At 63.2% G+C, this 24,784-nt stretch carries 19 protein-coding genes, 1 pseudogene and 1 riboswitch; of the genes and pseudogenes, 4 read left to right on the top strand and 16 right to left on the bottom strand.

Annotation, left to right across the window (positions count from 1 at the left end; genetic code table 11):
* Positions 1 to 42: 42 nt before the first annotated feature.
* The 10 genes and pseudogenes from DVR09_RS11720 to DVR09_RS11675 all read right to left on the bottom strand — a co-directional run bounded on the left by DVR09_RS11720 (position 43) and on the right by DVR09_RS11675 (position 11,734).
* Positions 43 to 867: a hypothetical protein gene (locus tag DVR09_RS11720; protein ID WP_177822621.1), complete on the bottom strand. Its 825-nt coding sequence runs from the start codon at positions 865 to 867 to the stop codon at positions 43 to 45.
* Positions 868 to 1,854 carry a Rossmann-fold NAD(P)-binding domain-containing protein gene (locus DVR09_RS11715; RefSeq protein WP_115417082.1) on the bottom strand — a complete coding sequence of 329 codons (987 nt, stop codon included), beginning with the start codon at positions 1,852 to 1,854 and terminating at the stop codon, positions 868 to 870.
* A gap of 21 nt (positions 1,855 to 1,875) precedes the next feature.
* A complete protein-coding gene (lpdA, locus tag DVR09_RS11710; RefSeq protein WP_115417930.1) occupies positions 1,876 to 3,294 on the bottom strand; it encodes a dihydrolipoyl dehydrogenase in 1,419 nt (472 codons plus the stop codon).
* Between the two features lie 87 nt (positions 3,295 to 3,381).
* Positions 3,382 to 3,672: a GIY-YIG nuclease family protein gene (locus DVR09_RS11705; RefSeq protein WP_115417081.1), complete on the bottom strand. Its 291-nt coding sequence runs from the start codon at positions 3,670 to 3,672 to the stop codon at positions 3,382 to 3,384.
* Positions 3,673 to 3,683: 11 nt separating this feature from the next.
* Positions 3,684 to 4,919 (bottom strand): 2-oxoglutarate dehydrogenase complex dihydrolipoyllysine-residue succinyltransferase, encoded by a 1,236-nt coding sequence (gene odhB / locus DVR09_RS11700; protein ID WP_115417080.1) that lies wholly within the window; start codon positions 4,917 to 4,919, stop codon positions 3,684 to 3,686.
* A 27-nt stretch (positions 4,920 to 4,946) separates the two neighbouring features.
* Positions 4,947 to 7,780: pseudogene (locus DVR09_RS11695) on the bottom strand (2-oxoglutarate dehydrogenase E1 component).
* A gap of 100 nt (positions 7,781 to 7,880) precedes the next feature.
* Positions 7,881 to 8,771, bottom strand: coding sequence for a succinate--CoA ligase subunit alpha (gene sucD, locus DVR09_RS11690; protein WP_115417079.1), 891 nt, complete (start codon positions 8,769 to 8,771; stop codon positions 7,881 to 7,883).
* A 95-nt stretch (positions 8,772 to 8,866) separates the two neighbouring features.
* Positions 8,867 to 9,829 (bottom strand): malate dehydrogenase, encoded by a 963-nt coding sequence (gene mdh, locus DVR09_RS11685; RefSeq protein ID WP_115417078.1) that lies wholly within the window; start codon positions 9,827 to 9,829, stop codon positions 8,867 to 8,869.
* Positions 9,830 to 10,185: 356 nt separating this feature from the next.
* Positions 10,186 to 10,527 carry a hypothetical protein gene (locus DVR09_RS11680; RefSeq protein ID WP_115417077.1) on the bottom strand — a complete coding sequence of 114 codons (342 nt, stop codon included), beginning with the start codon at positions 10,525 to 10,527 and terminating at the stop codon, positions 10,186 to 10,188.
* A 121-nt stretch (positions 10,528 to 10,648) separates the two neighbouring features.
* Complete coding sequence (locus tag DVR09_RS11675) at positions 10,649 to 11,734, bottom strand: cell wall hydrolase (protein ID WP_234041426.1); 1,086 nt, start codon at positions 11,732 to 11,734, stop codon at positions 10,649 to 10,651.
* A gap of 190 nt (positions 11,735 to 11,924) precedes the next feature.
* Positions 11,925 to 12,150, top strand: a riboswitch (cobalamin riboswitch).
* Positions 12,151 to 12,226: 76 nt separating this feature from the next.
* Here DVR09_RS11675 and DVR09_RS11670 point away from each other — a divergent pair.
* Genes DVR09_RS11670 through DVR09_RS11655 form a run of 4 tightly spaced genes read left to right on the top strand, consistent with a single transcriptional unit; the run spans position 12,227 to position 16,606 of the window.
* Positions 12,227 to 14,119, top strand: coding sequence for a TonB-dependent receptor plug domain-containing protein (locus DVR09_RS11670; protein WP_234041425.1), 1,893 nt, complete (start codon positions 12,227 to 12,229; stop codon positions 14,117 to 14,119).
* Positions 14,116 to 14,931 (top strand): helical backbone metal receptor, encoded by an 816-nt coding sequence (locus tag DVR09_RS11665; protein WP_115417075.1) that lies wholly within the window; start codon positions 14,116 to 14,118, stop codon positions 14,929 to 14,931. The genes DVR09_RS11670 and DVR09_RS11665 overlap by 4 nt, the downstream gene beginning before the upstream one ends.
* Complete coding sequence (locus DVR09_RS11660) at positions 14,928 to 15,881, top strand: FecCD family ABC transporter permease (protein ID WP_115417074.1); 954 nt, start codon at positions 14,928 to 14,930, stop codon at positions 15,879 to 15,881. The genes DVR09_RS11665 and DVR09_RS11660 overlap by 4 nt, the downstream gene beginning before the upstream one ends.
* Positions 15,878 to 16,606, top strand: a complete 729-nt coding sequence (locus DVR09_RS11655; RefSeq protein ID WP_115417073.1) for an ABC transporter ATP-binding protein — start codon at positions 15,878 to 15,880, stop codon at positions 16,604 to 16,606. Before DVR09_RS11660 ends, DVR09_RS11655 begins: the two co-directional genes overlap by 4 nt.
* Here the strand turns inward: DVR09_RS11655 and DVR09_RS11650 are convergent, their stop codons facing one another.
* From DVR09_RS11650 to DVR09_RS11625, 6 genes are all read right to left on the bottom strand, one after another.
* A complete protein-coding gene (locus tag DVR09_RS11650) occupies positions 16,607 to 18,766 on the bottom strand; it encodes a M3 family metallopeptidase (RefSeq protein ID WP_435867816.1) in 2,160 nt (719 codons plus the stop codon).
* A 212-nt stretch (positions 18,767 to 18,978) separates the two neighbouring features.
* Complete coding sequence (locus DVR09_RS11645; RefSeq protein WP_234041424.1) at positions 18,979 to 19,608, bottom strand: hypothetical protein; 630 nt, start codon at positions 19,606 to 19,608, stop codon at positions 18,979 to 18,981.
* Positions 19,605 to 20,150 carry an RNA 2',3'-cyclic phosphodiesterase gene (gene thpR / locus DVR09_RS11640; protein ID WP_115417071.1) on the bottom strand — a complete coding sequence of 182 codons (546 nt, stop codon included), beginning with the start codon at positions 20,148 to 20,150 and terminating at the stop codon, positions 19,605 to 19,607. Before thpR ends, DVR09_RS11645 begins: the two co-directional genes overlap by 4 nt.
* Before the next feature lie 38 nt (positions 20,151 to 20,188).
* Entirely contained in the window at positions 20,189 to 21,346 is a 1,158-nt protein-coding gene (locus tag DVR09_RS11635; RefSeq protein ID WP_115417070.1) for a GGDEF domain-containing protein, read from the bottom strand.
* 77 nt (positions 21,347 to 21,423) lie between these two features.
* Entirely contained in the window at positions 21,424 to 22,344 is a 921-nt protein-coding gene (locus DVR09_RS11630; RefSeq protein ID WP_234041423.1) for a lysozyme, read from the bottom strand.
* A gap of 326 nt (positions 22,345 to 22,670) precedes the next feature.
* The gene (locus DVR09_RS11625) at positions 22,671 to 24,725 is read right to left on the bottom strand and encodes a M13 family metallopeptidase (protein WP_115417069.1); all 2,055 of its coding nucleotides are present in this window, start codon (positions 24,723 to 24,725) and stop codon (positions 22,671 to 22,673) included.
* Positions 24,726 to 24,784 lie beyond the last annotated feature (59 nt).

Here is a 24,784-nt window from a genome sequence, read left to right as displayed (position 1 = left end):
GGGGCGACGAAGGCCGTCGCTTCCCGAACAGTCAATCGAGCGCTAGCTTGCGGGTCCGTTTGTCGCCCGACGCGGCCTACCTGTAATCGCCAGTCCGATGGCCAGACCGAAACCGAGAATCGGCGCGGCGCCATAGCCGACGAGAATAGTCGGATAATTCGATACCAACGCGGCAAGCGAGAAGCCGAACAGGGCGCCCGCCAAGGCGTGTCGGACCGGTTTGGGGGCGGGAATTGCGTAGGCTAGGAGGAAGAAACTCACCAGCAGGGCGATGACGAGGCCGAAGGCGGCCAGCGGCGTGTCGATTGCGAGGTGGATCAGGATGCGCTCGACGAAGGGTTGAGCGGGCAGTTCGCCTCGAAGCCCCGCGACCATGCTGGCAAGGAGAGCGATCCCAGCAACGGGGACGAGCCGCCAGTCGCCGGTCGCATTATAAAGTCCGACAGCCGCCAGCATGACCGCAAGGCCTGTCGCCGCGTCGGGCTGGAGTGAGGCAGCGAGCAGAGCACCAAGCAATATGGACGGCGCGAAATCCTCGTCGCGCGCGGCCAGGACCACAAGCGGGGGCAGCGCCAGCGCGCCGCTATGCACAGCGAACGGGCCGAGCGGAAGCCATCGCGCGATGCCATTGACGTAAGGCCCGGTCACAAGCGGTAGGAAAAGGAGGGCCAGAAGTATGATTGCCGCAACGCGTTGCGCTTTCGGTCCGTCAATGACGGGCAAACCCAGAACCGCGATTGCCGCAAGACCGAACGCCACCGTATTGATGACTACATAAGCCGATGGTGCGCCGTAAAAGCGTAGATAGATGATACCCGAGAGGACCGGCACGGCCAGCGCGGCGAGGCCTATCAGGCGCTCCCGCATTCAAACGGCGCCCAGGAGGGCGTCTTCCGCCGCGCAGTCGAAGAGCTCCCAAGGGTATGCGGCAAGCTGCGGGAACGTCGTGCGCCAATCCGCAGGAGCGAGGTCGCGGAGCCACGTCACGGCCTCTTCAGCCGCGACCTCGTATCCGATCGCTGCCAGCTCGCCATCTTTCATCGCCTTGCGTCCATTGACGACGAAGGGACGCGGTACCGACCACGGTGTGCGGCCCACGAATTTGTCGGGGTAGCCTTCCATGGGTTCGAATTCCACATCGGCCCCCACTATCCGCGAGATCGCTTTGCCGATCTCAAGCACAGATGGAGAAGAACCATCTGCGATATTGTAAATGCCACCCAGTTCCCTTTCGATCGCCGACGAGACAAAATCGCCGATCAAACCGCTGCTTGTTGTCTGAAATTTCGAGTTGCCGGAACAGGCCAAGGGGATGCGTCGCCTGCCGTCGAGCATTCGCTTGACGAACCACCATTCGCGGGGATGCCGACTATGCGATCCGTATATGGCGCAGGGCCTGAGGATGGTCGCGCGGTCGCCGAACAGTTCAAGCGCACACTCTTCCATTCGTATCTTGCGGGTGGAATAGGTTTCAGGCCCGGCGGATACAGTAGGCTGTGCCTCGGTGATCGGTCCTTCGAGTTCGGGAAAGCCGTTTTGCGCTGCCTCGTCGAGTGTTCGCCCGGCGGCATCGCAATACACGCTGGCAGATGAAACCACGACAAGGCGTCCGATACGGTCAGGATCGTAGCGCTCGATATCTGCGGCATCGAAGGCGATCGTGTCGAATACGACTTCCGCTTCCGGCGTGGCCTGCTCGTTGAGGGCGTAGGGCAAGAAGTGATCCGCGAACCCGGATAGCCAGTCCGGCCTTGAGCGCGCGTGGACCGTGACGACATGCGCTGTATCGCCGAGGCACTGCCATGCGGCATGACCGATCTGACCCGCACCGATGATTGCAACGCTGCGGGCCATGATCGTGTCTTCTCCGCCGGATCAGATGTGGATCGGTTTGCCCTGGACCGCCATCGCCGCTTCCTTGATTGCTTCGGAATGCGTCGGGTGGGCGTGGCAGGTGTAGGCTATGTCTTCGCTGGTCGCGCCGAACTCCATCGCCTGCGCGGCCTGTGCGATCATCGTGCCGGCCACGCTGGCGATGGCCCAGACGCCCAGCACGCGGTCGCTTTCTGCCTCGGCGATGATCTTCACGAAGCCGTCGGGCTCGTGATTGGTCTTGGCGCGGCTGTTGGCCATCATAGGGAATTTGCCGATTTTCACCTTGGTCTTGTCGCCGCCCATTTTCTCGATGGCTTCTTCCTGCGTCAGGCCGACACCGGCGAATTCGGGCCAGGTATACACCACGCCGGGGATGACATCGTGGTTCACGATGCCGGTCTGGCCCGCGATGTTCTCCGCGCAGGCAATGCCTTCATCTTCGGCCTTGTGGGCGAGCATGGGGCCGGGCACCACGTCGCCAATGGCCCACACACCGTCGACCGCGGTGCGGAAATCGTGATCGGTTTCGATCTGGCCGCGTTTGTTGACCTCAAGCCCGATGGTGTCGAGACCGAGACCTTCGGTGTTCGGACGGCGGCCGATCGAGACGAGCACGCAATCGGCCTCGAGCGTTTCTTCATCGCCGCCAGCGGAAGGTTCGAGCGTCAGCGTCGCCTTTTTGCCCTTGACGGTGCAGCCGGTGACCTTGGTCGACAGGCGCAGTTCCATGCCCTGCTTCTTGAAGATCTTGGCTGCTTCCTTGCGCACGTCGTCGTCCATGCCGGGCAGCAGCTTGTCGAGGAATTCGACCACGATAACCTCGGCGCCGAGCCGGTTCCAGACCGAGCCGAGTTCGAGCCCGATCACGCCGCCACCGATGACGACCATTTTCTTGGGCACCTTGGGTAGTTCGAGCGCACCGGTGGAATCGACCACCACATGCTTGTCGTTATCGACCTCGACACCCGGCAGCGGGGTGACCGAGGAGCCGGTAGCGATGATGATATTCTTCGCCGTAACCGTCTCGTCACCGACCTTGACCGTATGCGCGTCCTGGAAGGTGGCGTGGCCCTTCTTCCAGTCGACCTTGTTCTTCTTGAACAGGAACTCGATGCCGCCGGTAAGGCCCTTCACCGCATCGCGGCGCTGGGCGTGCATGGTGTCGAGATTAAGCTTCGGGCTGGTTTCGATGCCCATCGCGGCCATCGCGCCATTGGCGGCAGCGTCGTAGAACTCGCTTGCATGCAGCATCGCCTTCGACGGAATGCAGCCGACATTGAGGCAGGTCCCGCCCAGCGTCTCGCGGCTTTCGGCGCAGGCGGTCTTCAGCCCCAGCTGCGCAGCGCGGATCGCAGCGACATAGCCACCCGGGCCAGCGCCGATGACGAGGACGTCGTAGTCGTAATTCTGGTCAGCCATTCCAAACTCCATTCGTGAGTTCCTGCGAAAGCAGGAACCCAGATAGCGCGACGCTGTGCCGCAATGGGCTCCTGCTTTCGCAGGAGCTCACCGGTTGATATCGTGCCAAAGATCGCGCCATTCCGGATTTTCCTTTTCGATGAGCTCGATCTTCCAGGCGCGCTTCCATTTCTTCATCTGCCATTCGCGCTCGCGCGCATCGTGCAGGTTTTCGAAATGCTCGCACCAAACGAGGTGTTTGCATCCATATTTCTTCGTGAAGCCCTCTACAGCACCGATCCGGTGCTGCCAGATACGCGTCGCCAAATCGCTCGTTACGCCGAGATAGAGCGTGCCATTCCGCTTGCTGGCGACGATGTATAGCCATCCGTCCTTCACGCGTTACCGGGTTACAAATCGATCAGCATTCGGGTCGGATCTTCGATCGCTTCCTTGATGATTTTCAGTGCGGTCACGGCCTCGCGGCCGTCGATCAGGCGGTGGTCGTAGGACAGGGCGATATACATCATCGGGCGGATGACGATCTCGCCGTTCACCACTACCGGACGGTCCTCGATCCGGTGGAGGCCGAGGACAGCGCTTTGCGGCGGGTTGATGATCGGGGTCGACATCAGCGATCCGAACACGCCGCCATTGGAGATGGTGAAGGTGCCGCCCTTCATGTCTTCCATCGTCAGCGTGCCTTCCTTGGCGCGCTTCCCGAAATCGGCGATGTCCTTCTCGATGCGGGCAAAACCCTTGTCCTGCGCGTCGCGAATGACGGGGACCACGAGGCCGTTGGGCGCCGACACGGCAACCGAGATGTCGACATAGTCGTGATAGACGATCTCGTCGCCCTCGATATAGGCGTTGACCGCGGGCACGTCCTTCAGCGCAAGGCAGGCGGCCTTGGCGAAGAAGCCCATGAAGCCGAGGCGAATGTCGTGCTTCTTGGCGAACATGTCCTTGTACTTGCCGCGTGCTTCGATGACCGCCGACATGTCGACATCGTTGAACGTCGTCAGCAGCGCCGCATTGTCCTGCGCGCCCTTCAATCGCTTGGCGATCGTCTGGCGCATGCGCGTCATCTTGACGCGTTCCTCGCGGCGCTCGCCGCCGGTCGAGGCCGGGGCTGCGGCAGGAGCGGGAGCGGCGTCACCCGAAGCGCCCTTATTCTTCGCTGCGGCGATGACGTCTTCCTTGGTCAGGCGGCCGTCCTTGCCGGTGCCCTTGATGGTCGAGGGATCGACCCCGTGCTCCAGAACGGCACGGCGCACGGCAGGCGACAGCGTCTGTGCGGCATCGCCGCCGGTTGCGGCCTTGGCCTGCGCCGGAGCGGCCTTCTCGACGCCCGCGTCGGCTACCTCGGCTTTAGGGGCTTCGCCGCCGGAGGACTTCGCCGCAGCCGCACCTTCCTCGATCACGGCGATGACCGAATCGACCTCGACCGTGTCACCCACGGCCACTTTGAACTCGGTGATGACACCGGCAACGGGGGAGGGGGCCTCCACCGCGACCTTGTCGGTCTCGAGGCTGATGATCGGCTCGTCCGCCGCGACCGCGTCGCCGACATTCTTGAGCAGTTCGCCGACAGTTGCTTCGGTGACCGATTCACCCAGCGTGGGGACTTTGACTTCGGTGGCCATGTGATGGGTTCCTTCGGCCTTATGGGATCAGTTGCAGTCGCTGCGGACCTTGGGCGTATCACCGCCATTCAGTCCGAGCGCGATGTTGACAAGGGCTTCCTGCTGCACTTGGTGGCGGCTGGCATAACCCGTGGCGGGCGAGGCGGCGACTTCGCGGCCGGCATAGCATGGGCGCATGCCGTCCTTGCCCGCGGCGGTAAGCGATTCCTCGATCAGGCGGTCGACGAAGAACCAGGCGCCGTTATTCTTCGGTTCCTCCTGGCACCAGACCACGGTTTCGAGATTGGTCATGCGTTCGAGGCGCACGGCCAGCGGCTCGCCGGGGAAGGGGTAGAGCTGTTCGATCCGGACCACCGAGACATCGTCCAGACCGGCTTCGTCGCGGCGCTGCATCAGATCGTAGGCAACCTTGCCGCTGCACAGCACGAGGCGCCTGACCTTCTTGTCGTCGATCTCCGTCATGTCGGACTTGATCCGCATGAAGTGGTGATCGCCCATGAACTCTTCCGCATCGGACTTCGCCAGCGGATGGCGCAGTAGCGATTTGGGGGTCATGATGACCATCGGCTTGCGGAAGCTGCGCAGCATCTGGCGGCGGAGAACGTGGAAGTAGTTCGCCGGCGTGGTGATGTTGAGCACCTGGATATTGTCATTCGCGCAGAGTTGCAGGAAGCGTTCGAGACGGGCCGAGCTGTGCTCGGGACCCTGGCCTTCATAGCCATGCGGCAGCAGCAGCACGAGGCCGTTTGCGCGCAGCCACTTCACTTCGCCTGCGGCGATGAACTGGTCGATCATGATCTGCGCGCCATTGGCGAAATCGCCGAACTGGGCTTCCCACATCACCAGGCTCTTCGGATCGGCCATCGCGAAACCGTATTCGAAGCCGAGCACGCCATATTCCGACAGCGGGCTGTCATAGACCTCGAACTTGCCGTGCGGCAGCGTGGTCAGCGGAATGTATTTGCGCTCGTCCTTCTGGTCGACCCAGACGGCATGGCGCTGGCTGAAGGTGCCGCGCCCCGAATCCTGGCCAGACAGGCGCACGCCGAAGCCTTCGGTCACCAGGCTGCCGAAGGCGAGCGCTTCCGCCGTGGCCCAGTCGAAGCCGGTGCCGCTGTCGAACATGTCGCTTTTGGCCTTGAGCACGCGGCCCAGCGTCTTGTGGATCGTGAGATCGTCGGGAACCGTCGTCAGCGTCCGGCCAAGACTATCGAACAGCTTTTTCCCGATCGCCGTTTCCACGTTGCGGCGTGCGGTTTCCGGATCGGCCGGCTTGTTCATCCCTGCCCAGCGACCTCCGAACCAGTCGGCCTGGTCGGGCTTGTAGTCCTTGGCGGCAGCGAATTCCTGTTCGAGATGGTCGGTGAATTCGGATATCAGACCGTCGGCATAGCCCTTCTCGATCACGCCCTCTTCTTCGAGACGGGCGGTGTAGATCCGGCTGACCTTGGGGTGCTGGCGGATCTCGTCATACATTAGCGGCTGGGTGAATTTCGGCTCGTCGCCCTCATTGTGGCCGAAGCGGCGATAGCACCACATGTCGATCACGATATCGCGGCCGAAGGTCTGACGATATTCGATCGCCAGCTTGCAGGCGAAGGTCACCGCTTCGGGATCGTCGCCATTGACGTGCAGGATCGGCGCCTGGACACCTTTGGCCACATCGCTGGGGTAGGGTGACGATCTGGCGAATTGCGGGCTTGTCGTAAAACCGATTTGGTTATTGATGACGAAGTGCAGGCAGCCACCGGTGTTGTAACCGCGCACGCCGGAGAAGCCGAGGCATTCCCACACGATACCCTGACCGGCAAAGGCCGCATCGCCGTGAAGAAGGACGGGCAGAACCTGCTCGTGCTGCTTGAGGTCGTCGCGGATCGCCTGTTGTGCGCGGGACTTACCGAGCACGACCGGGTTCACCGCCTCGAGGTGGCTGGGGTTGGGGACCAGCGACATATGCACATTGATGCCGTCGAATTCGCGGTCGGTGCTGGTGCCGAGGTGATATTTTACATCGCCCGAGCCGCCGACATCGTCGGGATTGGCGCTCCCCCCGGAGAATTCGTGGAAGATGACCTTGTAGGGCTTGCCCATCACGTTCGCGAGGACGTTGAGTCGGCCGCGGTGGGCCATGCCGTAGATGATCTCGCGCACGCCCAATTGGCCGCCATATTTGATCACCGCCTCCAGCGCGGGGATCATCGATTCGCCGCCATCGAGGCCGAACCGCTTGGTGCCGACATATTTCTTGCCGAGAAAGGCTTCATACTGCTCGCCGCGAATAACCGCTGCGAGGATGGCCTTCTTGCCTTCGTCGGTGAACTGGATCGTGTCTTCGGGCGTTTCGAACTTGTCCTGGAGGAACCGCCGTTCCTCCGTGTCCGAAATGTGCATGTACTCGAGGCCGACATTGCCGCAATAGGTCGCGCGCAGCGCCCGGTAGAGCTCGCCCACCGCCACCCATTCATAGCCAAAGATGCCGCCGACGAAGACTTCCCTGTCTTCCTGTCCGGCGAAACCATGCCATTCGAGCGTCAGGTCTTCGGGGACATCGCGATTGGAGAGGCCGAGCGGGTCGAGATTGGCCGCCAGATGGCCGCGCACGCGATAGAGCCGCACGAGCAGCATGGCGCGGATCGAATCATCCGCCGCCTGCTCGATCGCCTTTGGGTCAGTCGCCTTGCCAGCCTTTTCGGCCGCCTGCTTAACCGCAGCGCGCATCTGCGTGGGATCGAGCGCGGCCGTCAGATCCGCCCCGCTGTCGACCACTTCGGCCAGCCAGCGCGGGTTGCCCAGCTGGGGCCTTGTTGCGGGCCTTCCTGATCGCCCATCTCGGGCAGGAAATCGTGGCTTTCGTTACCCATCGGGTCCCTTTCGCACCGACTTTGGTGTCGGCTTACTATTGCCAATGCATCGGCGGTGCGGAAGGCTCCCGGGGAGGAATGAACCGTTCCGCAAAGCGGATCAGGCGAGTTCCTTCAGCATCGCATCGAGCGTGGTGCCAAGTTCGCTGGGTGAGGGCGAAACGCGGATGCCCGCAGCTTCCATTGCTGCGATCTTGTCGTCCGCGCCGCCTTGGCCGCCCGACACGATGGCGCCGGCATGACCCATGCGGCGGCCCGGAGGCGCCGTGCGGCCTGCGATGAAGCCGACCATTGGCTTGCTGCGGCCCTTGGCGGCTTCCTGCTTGATGAATTCGGCGGCTTCTTCCTCGGCGCTGCCGCCGATTTCGCCGATCATGATGATCGACTTGGTTTCCTCATCGTCGAGGAAGAGGTCGAGCACGTCGATGAAATTGGTGCCGTTGACCGGATCGCCGCCGATGCCGACAGCCGTGGTCTGGCCAAGGCCAACCATGGTGGTCTGGTGGACGGCTTCATAAGTCAGCGTGCCCGAGCGCGAGACCACGCCGACACTGCCCTTCTTGAAGATGCTGCCGGGCATGATGCCGATCTTGCACTCGCCGGGCGTCAGCACGCCCGGGCAGTTCGGGCCGATGAGGCGGGACTTCGAGCCCTGCAGCGCGCGCTTCACGCGGACCATGTCGAGCACGGGGATGCCTTCGGTGATCGCGACGATCAGTTCCATTTCGGCATCGATCGCCTCGAGGATCGAATCCGCAGCAAACGGCGGCGGGACGTAGATGCACGATGCGGTCGCGCCGGTTTCGGCCTTGGCTTCGGACACGGTGTTGTAGACCGGCAGGTCGATATGCGTCGTGCCGCCCTTGCCGGGGGTGACGCCCGCGACCATCTGCGTGCCGTAGGCGAGCGCCTGCTGCGTGTGGAAGGTGCCGGTATCGCCGGTCATCCCCTGGGTGATGACCTTGGTGTCTTTGTTTACGAGGATGCTCATCTTTGTCCTTTCGTCATCCCAGCGAAAGCTGGGATCGCTGTCGGTTGGGTCGCACCTCGCGGCGCGCGACCCCAGCTTTCGCTGGGGTGACGGGTTTACTTCAAGCTTTCGTCAAGCCCTTTGCACGCATCGAGCAGTTCCTCGACCGCGTCGGTACTGACCTTGAGGTTGCTCTTTTCCTCGTCCGACAGCTCGATCTCCACCACTTCCTCGGTGCCGCCCGCGCCGAGCACGGTGGGGACGCCGACATAGAGGCCGTCGAGGCCATATTTACCTTCGACGTAACTCGCACACGGCAGGATGCGCTTCTGATCGCCGAGATAGGCTTCGGCCATGGCGATCGCGCTGGTGGCGGGGGCGTAATAGGCCGAGCCGTTGCCGAGCAGCTTCACGATCTCGCCGCCGCCAGCGCGGGTGCGCTTGACGATTTCATCCAGGCGATCTTCGGACACGCCCTTGATCTTGGCCATGTCCTTCACCGGAATGCCGTTGATCGTCGAGTAGGACAGGACCGGGACCATGGTATCGCCGTGGCCGCCGAGGACGAAGGCGTTCACGTCCTTCACCGACACGTCGAATTCCCAGGCGAGGAACGTGGCGAAGCGCGCGCTGTCGAGCACGCCGGCCATGCCGACGACCTTGTTGTGCGGCAGGCCGGAAAATTCGCGCAGCGCCCACACCATCGCGTCGAGCGGGTTGGTGATGCAGATCACGAAAGCGTCGGGGCAGTTGTTCTTGATGCCTTCGCCGACCGACTTTATCACCTTGAGGTTGATGCCGAGCAGGTCGTCGCGGCTCATGCCGGGCTTGCGCGGCACGCCAGCGGTGACGATGACCACGTCGGCACCGGCAATGTCGGCATAGTCATTGGTGCCGGTGATCTTGGCGTCAAAGCCTTCGATCGGGCCGCATTGCGACAGATCGAGCGCCTTACCCTGCGGCATGCCTTCGGCGATGTCGAACAGGACGATGTCGCCCATTTCCTTCTTCGCCGCGAGGTGGGCGAGGGTGCCTCCGATCATACCGGAGCCGATGAGGGCGATCTTCTTGCGTGCCATGGAGGGTAGCGTCCTTGTTCCTGCCGTGCGGGACAATGATGATGCCCGGACCATAATTGGGGCCGCGCTTCATGTGTCCCGCAAAGGAAGCACGGCACCCGGTCGATTGCGAGTGCGGCCTAGGCCCGTGAGGACGGGATTGCAACCAGCAATAAGTATAGGCTGCGAACTATCTTTGCAAATAGTTCGCAATTGCAATAAGGGCGGAGTTTTGGCAGTGCTTCCTGTCTTGACGCTTGGTGTCCGGCAAGGTTCCTGCCGCGTCGGTCGGCAGGGCTCGATCCGGTGGAAACCGGCCGAAGGCGCGATTGCCGCGTGGCCGCCCGGAATGCGGACGGGCAAGGCAACGCCGGGGATCAGCGCGCCAGCAGGGTCTCGATCGCGATCCTATCTTCCAATTGCCTGGCTAGCCGCCGGTCGAGTGTGCGGCATACGCCCAGCCACCAGTCATAGGCTTCGCGGTCGCCGTCGGAATACGCCTGTTCCGCCTGCTGGCGCGCAGCCTCGGCCGCTCCCAGCCCGTGTTCGGCGAAATGCCGTAGCGCGGCTCGCATCATATGGTCGAAGTTCGATTTGCGCGCCAGGATATGGGCGATGTCGCCATTGTCGTTGGCAGCGCGTGCATGCGCCTTTTTGGCCAGCGCGCGGGCAATCGGCGAGTGTGCGGTGGAACGGGCGGCGGCGAAATGTAGGGGCATTGCCTCTGACCTCGTGAAGCGACTGGGCTGACTGCAGTGCCCTAGCTGGTCGACACTAAGCATCGGTTCCGCGACATGGTTGTCCGAGTGTAAACGCCGTTCACCCTCCCCCCGCAGAATGTCATTTCTTGCCGGGTTCGGCGATCCATTTGCCCGAATTGGCGTATTCATCGCGCACGCGCCCCGATTGCGGCAGCGTATCCTCGTGCTCCGAAGGCGTGGTAGCCGCGCCTACGGGTGTGGCGGCGGGCCGCGCATCGAGGGCGATTGCGGCGTTCGAGGGCGGGGAGGGGCGAACCGGGCCGGGCACTTCGGCCTGCGCGCGCCGCACATTGGGCGCGGCCAGCGGTTCGCTGCCGGCATAGGTGTCGGTAAAGGCACCCGCCGTTCCCGCGCCGCCTTTCCAGCGATAGAAGCGGTGGGTGCCGATCGCGCCGATGAAATCGAGGCTGGCCGCCCAATAGGGGTTTACATAATCGGTGTGGTAATGGGTCGCGAGCCCCACAGGTTTGTAGACCTCGCCCGCCAGCGCACCCAGCGCGATCGATTGCGCCACCGCCCAGGCTCTGCGCGAAGGCTTGCGCTGCAGCGATCCGTCGCAGGTAAAGCTGAACTGGCACCCGGTCGTCCGCTCCGACCCCTGAAATACCACGCCGCATATGCTGGCTGGATAGGCCGGATGGGCAACCCGGTTGAGCACCACTTGTGCCACTGCCTGCTGGCCCCCGAAACTCTCGCTTGCCGCTTCGTAATAGACCGCCATCGATAGGCATTGCAGCGCGCGGGCCTTGTCGAGACCGCTGCCGGCCTGGCGGAAGGCCTGCGCGGCCGCCCCCGCACCGTGACTGTCCGCGAACTCGACGGTTTCGAGTTGCCCCTCCGCCTCCCGCAGATCGGAAAGATCGGTGGCGAGGCGCGGCGCATCCTCGAGATAGTAGAAAGCGGATCCGGGGAAGCTTTCTCCCGCCGTCTCGAACGGCATCGGGGTAAGCGCGACACGTTCTTCGGCCAATCCCAGAGCCTGCTTGAAGTCCGACCACTGACCCTGTGCGGCCACTGTGGGCAGGGCGATGGCCGCTGCCAGAATACCGCCGCGTGCCAGCAATTGGTGCCGCTTGCGGCGCTTTTCGGTGAGGCGAGACACGCGAGAGGACGGCGCGCGGCTGGCGCGCCTTGCCGATCCGGCCTCCCTTTCGCGTGCGGTCAAAGCGTTTCCTTTCATCAGCCCCGTAACATAGCCTAATTGCAGCCGATTCAACAGTTTCGCGTGCGGTCCATCCCGGTTTGGGACCATCGCCCCCGGCTTCGGGCCTGGCGATACATGCGGGTTGTTCGGCACCTTAGCACCGCAATGCTTAACGAAGACCGATCTTGTGCAATGCAAAATCGCAGGCTAATCGGGCCGCCGAGTCACGGGTTGGCCTGTTTGCACAGGCCCGAAGAGGGAAGAAGGTGACCCAAGGCCGCCGTAAGGCGGAACGGGAAATCCTTCGCTGCCCCCGCAACTGTGACCGGGGAGCGATCCCGCCATATGCCACTGTCCTGAGCTAGTCGAAGGGCGGGAAGGCGGCGGGAGAGTGTCGATCCGGGAGCCAGGAGACCTGCCCTTGACCGTCGTTCGGCCACGGGCGGGGTGTACCGGTGGCAAACGCGGAAAGGCGCAATTCCGCCCTTTCCCGTCATGGACGGCACTTCGTCTATGATGGGAGTTCTTGTGCGTAAATTCTTCTTTTTCTTGACTGTTTCCTCGATTTCCGTGGCCGCTCAGGCGCAAGACGGTGCCGTCCACCAATCCGACGTCGTCCTTGCGGATTCCGTCCGGCCCACGATTACTGTAACCGCCAACGGCCTGGGCACCGCTATCGCCAATACCGGGCAGGCCGTGACGATTATCGACCGCGAAGAGATCGATAGTGTTCAGGGGGCCGATGCCACCCGCGTCTTGCGCCGCACGCCTGGGCTATCGTTCAGCCGCAATGGCGGAAATGGCGGTTTTACCGGGGTCAATTTGCGCGGGGCGAATTCGCAGCAGGTCCTGGTACTGGTCGATGGCGTCCGGGTGGCCGATCCGGCCGCGCCCGGCGGCGGATTCGATTTCGGCAATCTCCTGCTCGGCACAGCGGGCAAATTCGATATTCTGCGCGGGTCCAACAGCACGATCTGGGGATCGGATGCCATTGGCGGGGTTGTCGATATCTCCACGCGGGGCGAGACCGGCTTCCTGGGCAATGCGGAATATGGCTCGCGCGACACGCTGTTCACCAGCGCGGCAGGCGGGATCGGCGGTGATGGATATTACGCTGGTCTGACCGGATCGTGGTATCGCACCGATGGTTTTTCGACCGCTGCATCGGGTACGGAGCGCGACGGCTTCGAACAGCTTGCCCTGGGCGGACAGGTCTTCGTCGATCTGGCCAGCAATCTCGAAGTCTTCGCCCATGCCAATTGGAGCGAGGGCGATCTCGATCTCGATGGTTTCCCGCCGCCGACCTTCGCGTTTTCCGACACGCTCGACACGCAGGAAACGCGCCGCCTCTGGGGCGATGTGGGTTTCGCCTATTACGGCAACGATCTCACGCTGAGGGGCTCCTACGGTCTGTCGGATACCGAGCGCGACAATCTCGATGCCGACGGCGCGACCACTTTCGCCTCCGATGGTCGCTCCGAAAGGCTCAGCCTGCGCGGCGAATACCGCGCCATCGGGCCTGTCACCGTCGCCTTCGGCGCGGAACAGGAATGGACCGACTATTCGGCCAGCTTCAGCCCCGATGGCGAGGCGGATATCTTCGGCGCCTATGTTCAGCTCGGCTTCGTGATGGGCCGGTTCGCGGCGCATATCGGATCGCGCGTAGACGATCATTCGCTGTTCGGCAGCAATGCGAGCTACGGGGCCGATGTCTCCTACGGCTTTGGCAGCGACTGGCGCCTGCGGGCAAGCCTGGGTGAAGGGTTCAAGGCCCCGACATTGTTTCAGTTGCTGTCGAATTACGGCAATACGGAGCTGCAACCCGAAGAAAGTACCAGTCTCGATATCGGATTGGAAAAGGGCAGCAGGGGCAAAGGTACGCACCTGGCACTTACCGCCTTTCGCCGAGACGGCGAGGATCTGATCGGGTTCGTATCCTGTTTCGGCATCACCGGCGGTATCTGCGCCGATCGGCCTTTCGGCACCTATGACAACACGGACCGCGCAAGAGCCCAGGGTATCGAAGCCGAGGCCGGTTTCGACATCGCGAGGGGGCTGCGTCTCTCGGCTGTCTATAGCTATGTCGATACGGAAGATCGCACCACCGGCCTTCGGCTCGCCCGGCGTCCGCGGCATATGGGCACGCTGTTCGCCGATTACGAAGCGCTTTTCGGGCTCACCCTGGGCGCGGACCTGCGGCTGGTGGGGCCGAGTTTCGACGATGCGGGCAACCTTGCCCGGCTCGACGGATACGAGGTGTTAGACCTGCGCGCTGCCCTGCCGGTGACCGAAACCGTCGAGATATACGGCAGGGTCGAGAACGTCTTCGACAGCGATTACCAGACGGTTGCGGGCTATGCTTCGCCGGGCCGCGGAGCGTTCGTCGGGGTAAGGGCGCGGATGTGAAACGCCTGCTGCCCGCGCTGGTCTTGCTGCTCGCGGCCTGCGCGGGCGAAGGTCCGGCGCGGGTCGCCGACGGTGGACGACCGACCATCGTGAGCCTCAACCCGTGCTCCGATGCGATCCTCGCCGAGGTGGCTGAACCCGGACAGTTGCTGGCCATTTCCCATTACAGCAAGGACCCGCGCTCCAGCTCGATGGAGGCGGCGATTGCGGCGCGCTTCGCGGCAACGGGGGGGACGGTCGAGGAAGTCCTCGCGCTCGACCCCGACATGGTGGTGGCGGGCAGCTTCCTCGCACCTGCCACCCGCGCCGCGTTTGCGGACCTAGGGATCGAAGTTGTGACGCTCGGCATTGCCGGGGACGTATCGGCGAGCAAGGCGCAGGTGCGCAAACTGGCCGAACTGGCCGGGAATCGCGATGCGGGAGAGCGGCTGGTCTCGCGGATCGAACGTGCTCTTGCCGAGGCCCGCCCGCGCGACGACGAGCGGGTCGATGTCCTGCTGTGGCAACCGGGCGGGATCGTGGCGGGCGAAGAAACGCTCGTGAGCGATCTTCTGGCCCGCACCGGTCTGGACAATGTGGCGCCGTTGCGGGGACTTTCTCAGGCCGATTATGTTGCGCTGGAGGATGTGGTGGCAGCGCCTCCACAGGTTCTGCTCGTCGCCGGGGGAGAAATGGGCCAGCGCCATCCCGTGCTGGATCAATTGCCGCAATTGCGCCGCGAGCGTTTCGATACCGGCCTGCTCTATTGCGGAGGGCCGACGATCATCGGTGCAGCGCGGCGGCTGGCGGAAATCAGGAAAGCAGCGTCATGAACCGCGCGACGCTCGTCTTCGCGGGGTTGTTGCTCCTCGCCATTCCGCTTTCGCTGCTGGCGGGGCGCGTCTGGCTCGATCCGGCGAGCACCCCGAACGCCAGTATTATCCTGGCTGAATTGCGGCTGCCGCGCGCCTTGCTGGCCATCGTCGTCGGTGCGGGGCTGGGGGCCGCCGGGGCGGCGATGCAGGGCTATCTGCGCAATCCACTTGCCGATCCGGGCCTGTTCGGCATTGCCCCGGGCGCGGCATTGGGTGCGGTTGCCGCGCTGTGGTTCGGCTATGCCGCATCGCCCTGGCTGCTTCCGTTGTTCGCGCTGGTCGGGGCGGGCGGGGCAATGGCGTTGCTGGCGGCGATAGCGGGGAGGACCGGCGGAATTGCCCTGTTCACGCTCGCCGGGCTGATGGTGGCAAGCCTGGCCGGGGCGCTGACCGCGCTGGCGATCAGCATGGCCCCCAACGCCTTCGCCATGAGCGAAATCGTGATGTGGCTCAACGGCGCGCTGACCGACCGTAGCTGGCGGGAAGTATGGCTCGCCGCACCGCTGGTCGTGCTGGGAATAGCGCTCCTATGGCGCAGCGGGAAATCGCTCGACGCGCTCACGCTGGGCGAGCCGGTGGCGCGGTCGCTCGGCGTCGATACGCGCCTCTTGCTGTGGCTGCTGATCGTGGGTGTCGGACTGACCGTCGGCGCGAGCGTGGCGGTTGCCGGGATCATTGGCTTCGTCGGACTGATCGTGCCGCACCTCGTCCGCCCGCTGACCGACCGGCGTCCATCGCAACTGATCGTGCCGAGCGCGCTTGCGGGCGCCTTGCTGGTCCTCGTCGCCGACAGTGTGGTGCGGGTCCTGCCGCTGGTAACCGAACTGCGGCTTGGCATTGCGCTCAGTCTGCTGGGCGCGCCCTTCTTCCTGCTTTTGCTGCTGCGTATGCGGAAGGGGCTGGCATGAGACTGGCTGCACGCGATTTGACACTTGCAGGCCGCCTTTCGGGCGTCTCGTTCGATCTGGCACCGGGGAGCATCACCGCGATTTGCGGCCCCAACGGCGCGGGCAAATCCAGCCTGCTCGAAGCGCTGGCCGGATTGCTCCAACCCGATGCCGGGGACATCACCCTTGGCGGGCAGGGCTTGCGCGACATGCCGCCCCGCGAACGGGCGAAATGTGTCGGATATCTGCCGCAGTCGCATGAAATTGCATGGGATGTTCCGGTGCGCAGTATCGTCGAACTGGGACGTATGCCGCATGGCGACCGGCTGGCCGATCCGATCGACTCAGCGCTCCGGGCGCTCGACATCGAACGTCTGGCACATCGCCGTGCGCAATCGCTTTCGGGAGGCGAGACCGCGCGCGTCCTGCTCGCTCGCGTGCTGGCGGGGGAACCGCAATGGATCCTTGCCGACGAACCGCTCGCCGCGCTCGACATCGGTCACCAGATCGCCCTGCTGCGCCATCTGCGCAAGGCGGCGGCACGTGGCGCCGGCGTGGTGCTGGTACTGCACGATCTGGCCCACGCGATGAACCATGCCGATCGCGCGATCGTGCTGGATCAGGGGCATATCGCCGCCGACGGCGCATGCGAAGACGCGCTCGACCGCGATACGATCGAGCGCGTCTGGAAAGTGCCTGTCCGGTGGATCGGCGAACCGGGCCACCGGGCTTTGGTCACTGGGTGATTACTGCGCATTCTCCGCCGGTAGCGCACCATCCGACACTTCGCTGTCGGCGGCTTCTTCGCCCGCGATCAGGCCGCGCGCGGCCAGCATCGGGGTTACGTCGGGTTTGCGACCGGCGAAGTTCTCGAACATCTTGAAGTAATCCATCGTGCCGCCCTGGCTGAGCACGGTGGCGCGATAATGATCGCCATTGGCCCGGGTCAGACCGCCATTTTCGATGAACCACTTGCGGCTGTCGCGATCCAGCATTTCGGTCCACAGATAGCTGTAATAGCCGGCCGAATAGCCCGAGGGCGAGCTGAAGATGTGGTTGAAATAGGTGCTGCGGTAACGCGGTGGCACCAGGTCGATTTCGAGGCCGAGTTCCTCGAGCGAGCGGCGTTCGAAGGCATCGACCTTCTCCGGCGTGTCGATCGCGGCGGCTTCTTCGGGCGACAGCGCGCTCCACTTCATGTCGAGCAGGGCGGCTTCCACGACTTCGCCGAAATCGTAACCCTGATTGAACTTGGCCGCCGCCTCGATCTTGGCGATCATTTCGTCGGGAATGGTTTCGCCGGTCTTGTAGTGCTTGGCGTAGTTCGACAGCACGCTTGGCCAGGTCGCCCACATTTCGTGGACCTGGCTGGGATATTCGACGAAGTCGCGCGCGGTCGCCGTGCCGGAAAGGCTCTCATACTTCTGGTTGGCGAAGAAGCCGTGCAGCGCATGGCCGAATTCGTGGAAGGTGGTGTTGACCCAGTCGAAGCTGACGAGCTGCACCTCGCCTTCCGGCGCCTTGGGGATGTTGAGCACGTTGTAGATCACCGGCTTGGTGCCCCACAGATGGCTCTGGTCGACGAAATTGCTCATCCACGCTCCGCCGCGTTTCGACGAGCGCTGGAACGGGTCGAAGTAGAACAGGCCGAGTTCGCTGCCGTCGCGGTCGAACACGGTATAAGTCCACACGTCGGGGTGGTAGACCGGCAGGTCGGTGCGGCGCTGGAAGGTCAGGCCGTAGAGCTTTCCGGCCATGTGGAACACGCCGTCCTCGAGCACCTTGTCGAGCACGAAATATTCCATCACCGCATCTTCATCGAGATCGTAGCGTTCGGCCTTGATCTTGTTGGCGTAACGGTACCAGTCCCACGGCTTCACTTCGTAATCGCCGCCCTCGGCGGCGATCGCTTCGTTGAGCATCGCGGCTTCACGGCGCTGCGTCGCGGCGAGGGCGGGGACCATCTGTTCCATGAAGCCGAGCGCGGTGGCAGGCTTTTCCGCCATGCGGTCCCACATGGCATAGCTTGCCCAGTCGGCCTCGCCGAACAGCGCGGCCTTTTCCGCGCGCAGCGTGGCGATCTTGGCGATCAGCATGCGCGTGTCGACATCCATGCGGCCGTCGGCACGGTGATAGCTGGCCATGAACAGTTTTTCGCGCGCCGCACGGTTCTCCATGCTCGGCAGCAGCGGCTGCTGCGTGGTGTTCTGCAGCGCGATGGCGAATTTGCCCGGCTGGCCGTTCTCGGCGGCGAGGTCGGCCGCAGCCTGGATGTCGCTGTCCGACAGACCGGCGAGATCTTCGCGACTGTCGAAGAACACCGGATTGTCGTTCATCGCCGCGCGGGCGAGCTGGCTGAATTCGGTGGTCACGGTCGACAGTTCCGAATTGATCGCCTTCACCCGTTCGCGCTGGGCCTCGGTCAGTAGCGCCCCGGCATGCACCATACCCTTATAGGTATCTTCGAGCAGCTTGGCGTCCTCGCGCGTCATCGTCATCGCGGCGCGGTTATCGTAAACCGCCTTCACGCGCGCGAAGAGTTCGGGATTGAGCGTGATCGAATCCCCATGCGCGGTCAGCTTGGGGCTGATTTCCGTATTGATGTCGTCAAGCCGGTCGGTCGTGTTCGATCCGGTCAGCGCGAAGAACACGCGCGCCACGCGGCCAAGCATGCGGCCCGATTTTTCCAGCGCGACAATTGTGTTTTCGAAGGTCGGCGGGGCGGGATTGTCGATGATCGCAGCGATTTCCGCCTTCTGGATAGCCATGCCCTGTTCGAAGGCGGGAATATAATCCTCTTCCGTAATCTGCGAAAAATCGGGTGTTTTGAAAGGCAGCGTGCTGTCGGCGGCGAAATAGCCGGTTCCGGCCGGGATCGCGGTTGTCTCGGTATTGGCTTCGGCCATGGTTTCGATGTCCTCTCCGTAAGCGGCGGAGCAGCCCGCGAGAAGTGCGGCGGATGCGACGGTGGCCAGGATCTGGGCCTTCATGATTTTCCCCTCGGAAATGGTATGCCGCGCGGACGCGCGGCGCAGAAATGCGACAATGGGTGTGCGCTTGGACCGCTCGTCACATGCGCGCAAGGCCGCACAAGTCGCCGGTCGGCGCTCCTTCTACGTTAGTCGAACGGAACGGGATGGCCCTGGTTCCGTTCGGCCTGGTCGCGCGCCGCCGCGATCGCTTCGTCCAACGCCTGGCGGTTGACGGTCATCAGACGCGGGCGGCCGCCATCCCGATCGACCACCAGCCACAGGGCGCCGAGGTCGAAAAAGGCACCCTGGTCCTTGGCAACGCTCATCCTCGAAAGATCGAGCTGTTGCAGCAAGTCGAGCATTGCGGGATCGAATATCTCGTCGAATACCGCTTCGACCTCTTGGCGATCCTCGATTTCGCGGCGATTGCCTTGTGCATCGATATAGAGCAGCGGAAGGCCGATTTCCTCGAGAATACGCGCCTTGTTACCGCTCTTCGCCGCTTCGCGCAGCGCGGCGATGGCGGCGTCGAATTGGCTGGCGCTGGTGCCCGTGGCGCAGGAAATCGCGCCGCCTTCGACAAAATCGTTCTCGCGATCGAAGTCGACCCGGCGCTCTTCCTGGTTCGACCATACCAGCAGCAGGCAATCCTCCGGCTTGGCTACCGCCTCGGCCAGGATCTGCGCGTTGGCCTCCTTTTCCGGCGCGCGTTCCGGTGCGCATCCGGCAAGCGCCGCGCAGGACAATATCAGCAGGGGCAGGGGTACGATCTTCATGGGCCTGGTTCGAGTGGATAGCGGACGACCGGTTCGTAAACAGAACCTTCGGGCCGCAGGAAAGCTTCATACAGAATATAGGCCCCGGCCTTCCATGGGCCAAGGCGCAACCCGGCATTCCTGGCGAGAAACGGTTCGAGAGGACCGGTTGCCAGGTTGCATCGTGCGAGGGTGATGTGAGGGTGATATTTACGGTGTTCGGGTTCCAGACCCGCGCCGATGCAGATCCGTTCGATGCGGCGTTGCAGGCGCAACAGTTCGGGCGTTTTTTCGATGCCCGCCCACAGCGTGTGCACGCGGCCTTTCTTTTCGAAAACGCCAACCCCGCGAATTGTCAGCGCGAAGTCCGCCCCGATGGCCATGCGCAGCCGCTCGGCCAGATCGTCGGCGCGGTGAGTGTCCACTTCACCGATGAAGCGAAGTGTCAGATGCAGTTGGTTCTCGTCCTGCCAGCGCGCGTCGTCGACACCTTCCATCAGGTCGATCAACGCATCGCGGATTGCCGAAGGGGGGCAAATACCGATGAAAAGGCGATGGGACATAGATGGGCAGCGCCGCTCGACCGGCGTATTGGAAAAGTTCAGGCGACCTGCCGCTTGACGCGATTGCGGCCACTTTCCTTGGCTTCGTAGAGTGCATTGTCGGCGCGCTGCAAGGCTTCGCTAACATGTTCTCCGCGCGGCATCGAGGAAATCCCGATCGATGCCGTGCCGACGCCGGGCGGGAGCCCGAACCTGACGGCAACCCGATGACACACCGCGCGCAGGCGTTCGGCAGCGTTTTCGGCTTTCGTATCGTCGGCGATGGCGAGAAACACTGCGAACTCCTCGCCGCCCAGCCGCGCGGCGAGATGCCCTTCGCCGGGAAGGCTGCGAAGGACATCGCGAATGGCGGTTGCGACGCCGATCAGAACGCGGTCGCCCGTATCGTGGCCGAACCGGTCGTTGACCTGTTTGAAGTGATCCAGATCGACGATCAGCACGTGATAGCGGTCGCCCGGCGCATTCTCGTATATCCGGTCCTCGAACAAGGCCCGCCGGTTGTACAATCCCGTCAGCGGATCGCGTATGGCGAGAAATTCCGCCCGTGCCAGCGCTTCCTCGAGATCTTCGGTGAGTCGCCGGTTGTGAACCCAGGTGTTCGCCGTCTCCAGTCGTTGGCGGCCGCTTCCCACACTGAAGATGACGATCCCGCTCATGATGAAGGCCAAGCCGCCCGCGAGCCAGATCGCGGTGTTCAGCGGTATGAATACCAGTGCGCCGAGAAATGTCGCGACGAAGCCGATAGTGTAGGGGATCGCGATATGCTTGATCGCCGAAGTGCTGGTTATGACCAGCGCCACGCTGATGAATACCCCCGCCGTCACGATATAGGATGCGGGATGCAGATAGGGATCGAGGAATATCGGAAGGACTATGCTCGCCCAACTCGCTCCGCCGAAAGCCGCGACGCCCGAAGCCATGCGCATCGGGACCAGCGTGCTCGCCTTCGCGTCCAGCCTTTGGCGGATCGTTCGGTAGAGCAGCGCCGTCGCGAACAACGCCACGAAGCGGAGCAGCATGGGAATATGGAAGTCGGTCGCATTGGGTAGCGATTGGGCGGCCCCGATGACCAACAGGGTTCCGGCAATATTGGCGGGTAGGGTCCGGCGCTCGGTCTCGGCCGTCGAATGGACGAGAAGATGGAGACGCTCCGTGCGCCAATCCTCATCGTACTCGTCGTTCTCTGCCGCCGCCATGGTCCTGCGCCTGTTGCTCTTGCGAAGGAAGCACTACCATGCCGATTGTAAAGGCAAGGTAAGCCAAGGCCCGGATCCTAGGCGGAATTCCATCCGGCGGTTTCGCGCGGATCGTCGTAAGACGCGTCCATGAATATCTTGGCACGGCGTTCGCTGCGATATTGCAGCCCCTTGGCGAATTTGCCGCCCGCATGGGTGTAATCGAGCTCGGCCGCGATACGCTCGTAATCGCCCGCATCGATGGCGGCATTGAGGCGGGGGCTCTTTTCCGGCGACACATTGCCGATACCGACATTGTAAACGAGATCGAGCAGGGCATCGAACTCGTGCTGGTAGAGCGGCAGATCGCCGACCAGTTGGCGGACCCCCTGTTCGGCTTCGGCGAGGTCGGCCTCGAGAAATTCCAAGACCTGTTGCTCGCTAATCCGGTCGCCAACTCTCAATCCGTCTTCGGGTTCGACGAGATGGCCAACGCCGACGGTCGGATAGCCCGCGACATCGCGATAGACGGTGAATCGCACGCCCTCTTCTTCGATCAGGGCCTGTTTGAACGTATCGCTCGCCTTGATTAACGGGGCGGGCTGGCGTGCGCTCCGGGCATCGTGAACCATCTCGATGGCGCTGGAAGGGGCCATGGCCTTACGCGCTTTGGGCGGGCCGGTGAATGCAGTCAGCCCCAGCGCGCCCGCACCCAGCATCAGCGTGGCCCGTTTGCGGGTGGACATTTTGGGCCTAACATCGAAGGCCCGCGCGGCCGCCCGGCGCGCCTGGCGCAGATCGCGGCGATGCTGGCGCTCGCGGCGACGGCGTTTCAGAAAGCTCTCGGGCTTTTCACCCTTTTTGCCGCGCAAAGTGGTATGCGCCCAATCGACATCGTCGAGCGGACGGTTGAGATCGTCGAGGATCGCCCTGAGCTTGGCGTCGTTCTGCGCGCGTTGTGCCGGAGACGGCGGTTTCCCGGCGGTCTCGTTCGAATAATGCGCGGTGTCCTTGTCCATGTGGAGAGGCACCTTTCATAGTATCAACGTGTTGGGACACCGGCGCTGCGACGGGGCGCATGCGATTTCATGCGCTCTCGGTGGTGTCTGACTTGCCTATGAAACGGTTCGCGAAGCCTCATTGGTCCCCGATTCGTCGCTGCGCAGCCACGTCCGGGCGGTCAATCGATGGGGTGCAACACGGAATCGGCCTACGCGATAGACCCTGCGAGGGCGGTCCGGGAAGGGTCTCCGGCTGGCCCCGCTTGCGGCCATGGCTCAGCAAAGGCGCGGACGGAAAACCTCGTGGCGGCGCGCGGACAAGGGTCCGCGCGCCGCCCGATCGGTCACCAGATGCGCACGCGATCCTCGGGCGCAATGTACATTTCGTCCTCGGGCGTGATGTTGAATGCCTCGTACCACGCATCGACATTGCGCAGCGGCGCGATCGTGCGATAGCGCGGCGGGCTGTGCGGGTCGGTCGCGACCTGATTGCGCAGCGAATCCTCGCGCGCCTTCGCCCGCCACACCTGCGCATAGGCGAGGAAGAAGCGCTGGTCGCCGGTCAGCCCGTCGATCACCGGCGCTTCTTCGCCATTCAGCGATTTTTTGTAGGCATCGTAAGCCACCAATACGCCGGCCAGATCGGCGATATTCTCGCCCATGGTCAGGTCCGGATTGATGAAGCTGCCGGGCACGACTTCGAAGGCGGCGTATTGTTCGCCGAACTTCTTGGCTTCGGCGTTGAACCGTTCCGCGTCCTGGGCCGTCCACCAATCCTTGATGGCGCCATCGGCGTCGATCTTGCGGCCCTGATCGTCGAAGCCGTGGCTGATTTCGTGGCCGATCACCACCCCGATGGCGCCGTAGTTGACCGCGGGGTCGGCCCAGGCATCGAAGAACGGCGGCTGGAGGATGCCGGCCGGGAAGACCATCTTGTTTTCCAGCCCGCCATTATAGGCATTCACGGTCTGGGGGTTCATTGCCCATTTGCTGCGGTCGACCGGCTTGCCGAGATCGCTCATCTGGTAATCCGCGTTGAACCGGGTCGCGCGGACCATATTGCCGAACAGGTCGTCGGGCGACATGGGCAACTGCGAATAGTCGCGGAACTCCTCTGGATAACCGACCATCACATCCATCCGCGCGAGCTTTTCGAGCGCGGCCTGCTTGGTTTCCGGAGTCATCCAGTCGTTTTCACGGATGCGGTCGCCCATGGCCAGCTTCAGGTTCTTCACCAGCTCGTCCATCCGCGTCTTCGCGATCTTGGGGAAGTATTCCTCGACATAGGCTTCGCCGACAAGCTCGCCCAGCGAGCCATCGATCGTGTCGACCGCGCGTTTCCAGCGCGCGCGCTGCTCGCTCGTACCGTTCAGGGCGCTGGTGTAGCGAAACCGGCTCTCGACCATCCTTGCGTTGAGATAGGGCGAGGCCTGGTGCGTAACACGGGCCTTCTGCCACAGTTGGAGCGTTTCCAGATCGGTGCTGGCGAAGAGTTCCGCGATTGCCTTTATCGCCGTATTGTCGGTCACGATGATGCGATCCTGCGGCGGGATGTTGTGCCCGTCGAAGAATGCGGCCCAATCGACACCCGGCGCATAAGCGACCAGTTCGTCGCTCGACATCGGGTTGTTGATCTTCTCGATCTGGCGGGTCTGCTCGACGTCCCAGTTGAGTTGGGCGACATAGGTTTCGAACGTCATCACGCGGCTGGCCGCGCCGCGAGGGTCCTCCTCGCCGATATTGCGGAAGGTGCGCACCAGATATTCGTAATAGGCGATGCGTTTCTCATCGAACTTCGAATTGAAGTAGTAGTCCTTTTCCGGAAGACCGAGGCCGCCCGAGAACATCCATAGCGCGTTGATTGTGGGATCGTCGGGATCGGCATAGGGCGCCGCACCGAACAGCGTGCCACCGAATTTGGCGTAAGTCGCGCCCATGTAGCGGGCGAATGCGCTCTTGTCGGATAGCGCGTCGACCGCGGCCAGTTCGCGCTTGAGCGGGGCGATGCCGACCTTCTCGATCGCCTTCTCGTTCATGAAACTGGCGTAAAGCGCGCCGTATTGCGTGCCCGCCGGCGCTTCGGTGATGAGACCATTGACCTGCTCGGTCACGTCCTCGCGCAGATTGTAGAACGAGCCGACCGAGGGGCGATCCGCAGGAATCTCGGTACGGTCGATCCAGGCCCCCGATGCGTAGCGTTCGAAATCGTCGCCCGGATCGGCGGTGAGATCTCGGGCGGTAAGGTCGAGGCCGTATTCGCCGATCTTGGCCGAACCGGTGACGACAATGGTGTTTTCATCATCGGTGGTTTCTTCGGCGAAGGCCGGTGTGGAAAGCGCGAGGCCCAGCGCGAGCGCCGAGACTGCCGCCGTGCTGGCGAGCGAATGGATGCGTGGCATGAAAAGTCCCCTGAATTGTAGTGATGGCATGCGCTAACACGCCCGCGATGGCGGCGGCA

The sequence above is a fragment of the Erythrobacter aureus genome (genome assembly GCF_003355455.1).
GTDB lineage: Bacteria > Pseudomonadota > Alphaproteobacteria > Sphingomonadales > Sphingomonadaceae > Qipengyuania > Qipengyuania aurea.
The sequence above is the reverse complement of the archived record's forward strand: the minus strand, read 5'-3'. Positions and strand labels throughout refer to the sequence as shown.

Coding starts and splice junctions, on each gene's coding strand:
- DVR09_RS11635 (WP_115417070.1), bottom strand. CDS start 21,346: ATGGCGGCGGCAGAGAACGACGAGTACGATGAGGATTGGCGCACGGAG.
- DVR09_RS11670 (WP_234041425.1), top strand. CDS start 12,227: ATGATGGGAGTTCTTGTGCGTAAATTCTTCTTTTTCTTGACTGTTTCC.
- odhB (WP_115417080.1), bottom strand. CDS start 4,919: ATGGCCACCGAAGTCAAAGTCCCCACGCTGGGTGAATCGGTCACCGAA.
- DVR09_RS11650 (WP_435867816.1), bottom strand. CDS start 18,766: ATGGCCGAAGCCAATACCGAGACAACCGCGATCCCGGCCGGAACCGGC.
- DVR09_RS11720 (WP_177822621.1), bottom strand. CDS start 867: ATGCGGGAGCGCCTGATAGGCCTCGCCGCGCTGGCCGTGCCGGTCCTC.
- DVR09_RS11625 (WP_115417069.1), bottom strand. CDS start 24,725: ATGCCACGCATCCATTCGCTCGCCAGCACGGCGGCAGTCTCGGCGCTC.
- DVR09_RS11645 (WP_234041424.1), bottom strand. CDS start 19,608: ATGAAGATCGTACCCCTGCCCCTGCTGATATTGTCCTGCGCGGCGCTT.
- DVR09_RS11660 (WP_115417074.1), top strand. CDS start 14,928: ATGAACCGCGCGACGCTCGTCTTCGCGGGGTTGTTGCTCCTCGCCATT.
- lpdA (WP_115417930.1), bottom strand. CDS start 3,294: ATGGCTGACCAGAATTACGACTACGACGTCCTCGTCATCGGCGCTGGC.
- DVR09_RS11655 (WP_115417073.1), top strand. CDS start 15,878: ATGAGACTGGCTGCACGCGATTTGACACTTGCAGGCCGCCTTTCGGGC.
- sucD (WP_115417079.1), bottom strand. CDS start 8,771: ATGAGCATCCTCGTAAACAAAGACACCAAGGTCATCACCCAGGGGATG.
- DVR09_RS11715 (WP_115417082.1), bottom strand. CDS start 1,854: ATGGCCCGCAGCGTTGCAATCATCGGTGCGGGTCAGATCGGTCATGCC.
- DVR09_RS11680 (WP_115417077.1), bottom strand. CDS start 10,527: ATGCCCCTACATTTCGCCGCCGCCCGTTCCACCGCACACTCGCCGATT.
- DVR09_RS11630 (WP_234041423.1), bottom strand. CDS start 22,344: ATGGACAAGGACACCGCGCATTATTCGAACGAGACCGCCGGGAAACCG.
- thpR (WP_115417071.1), bottom strand. CDS start 20,150: ATGTCCCATCGCCTTTTCATCGGTATTTGCCCCCCTTCGGCAATCCGC.
- mdh (WP_115417078.1), bottom strand. CDS start 9,829: ATGGCACGCAAGAAGATCGCCCTCATCGGCTCCGGTATGATCGGAGGC.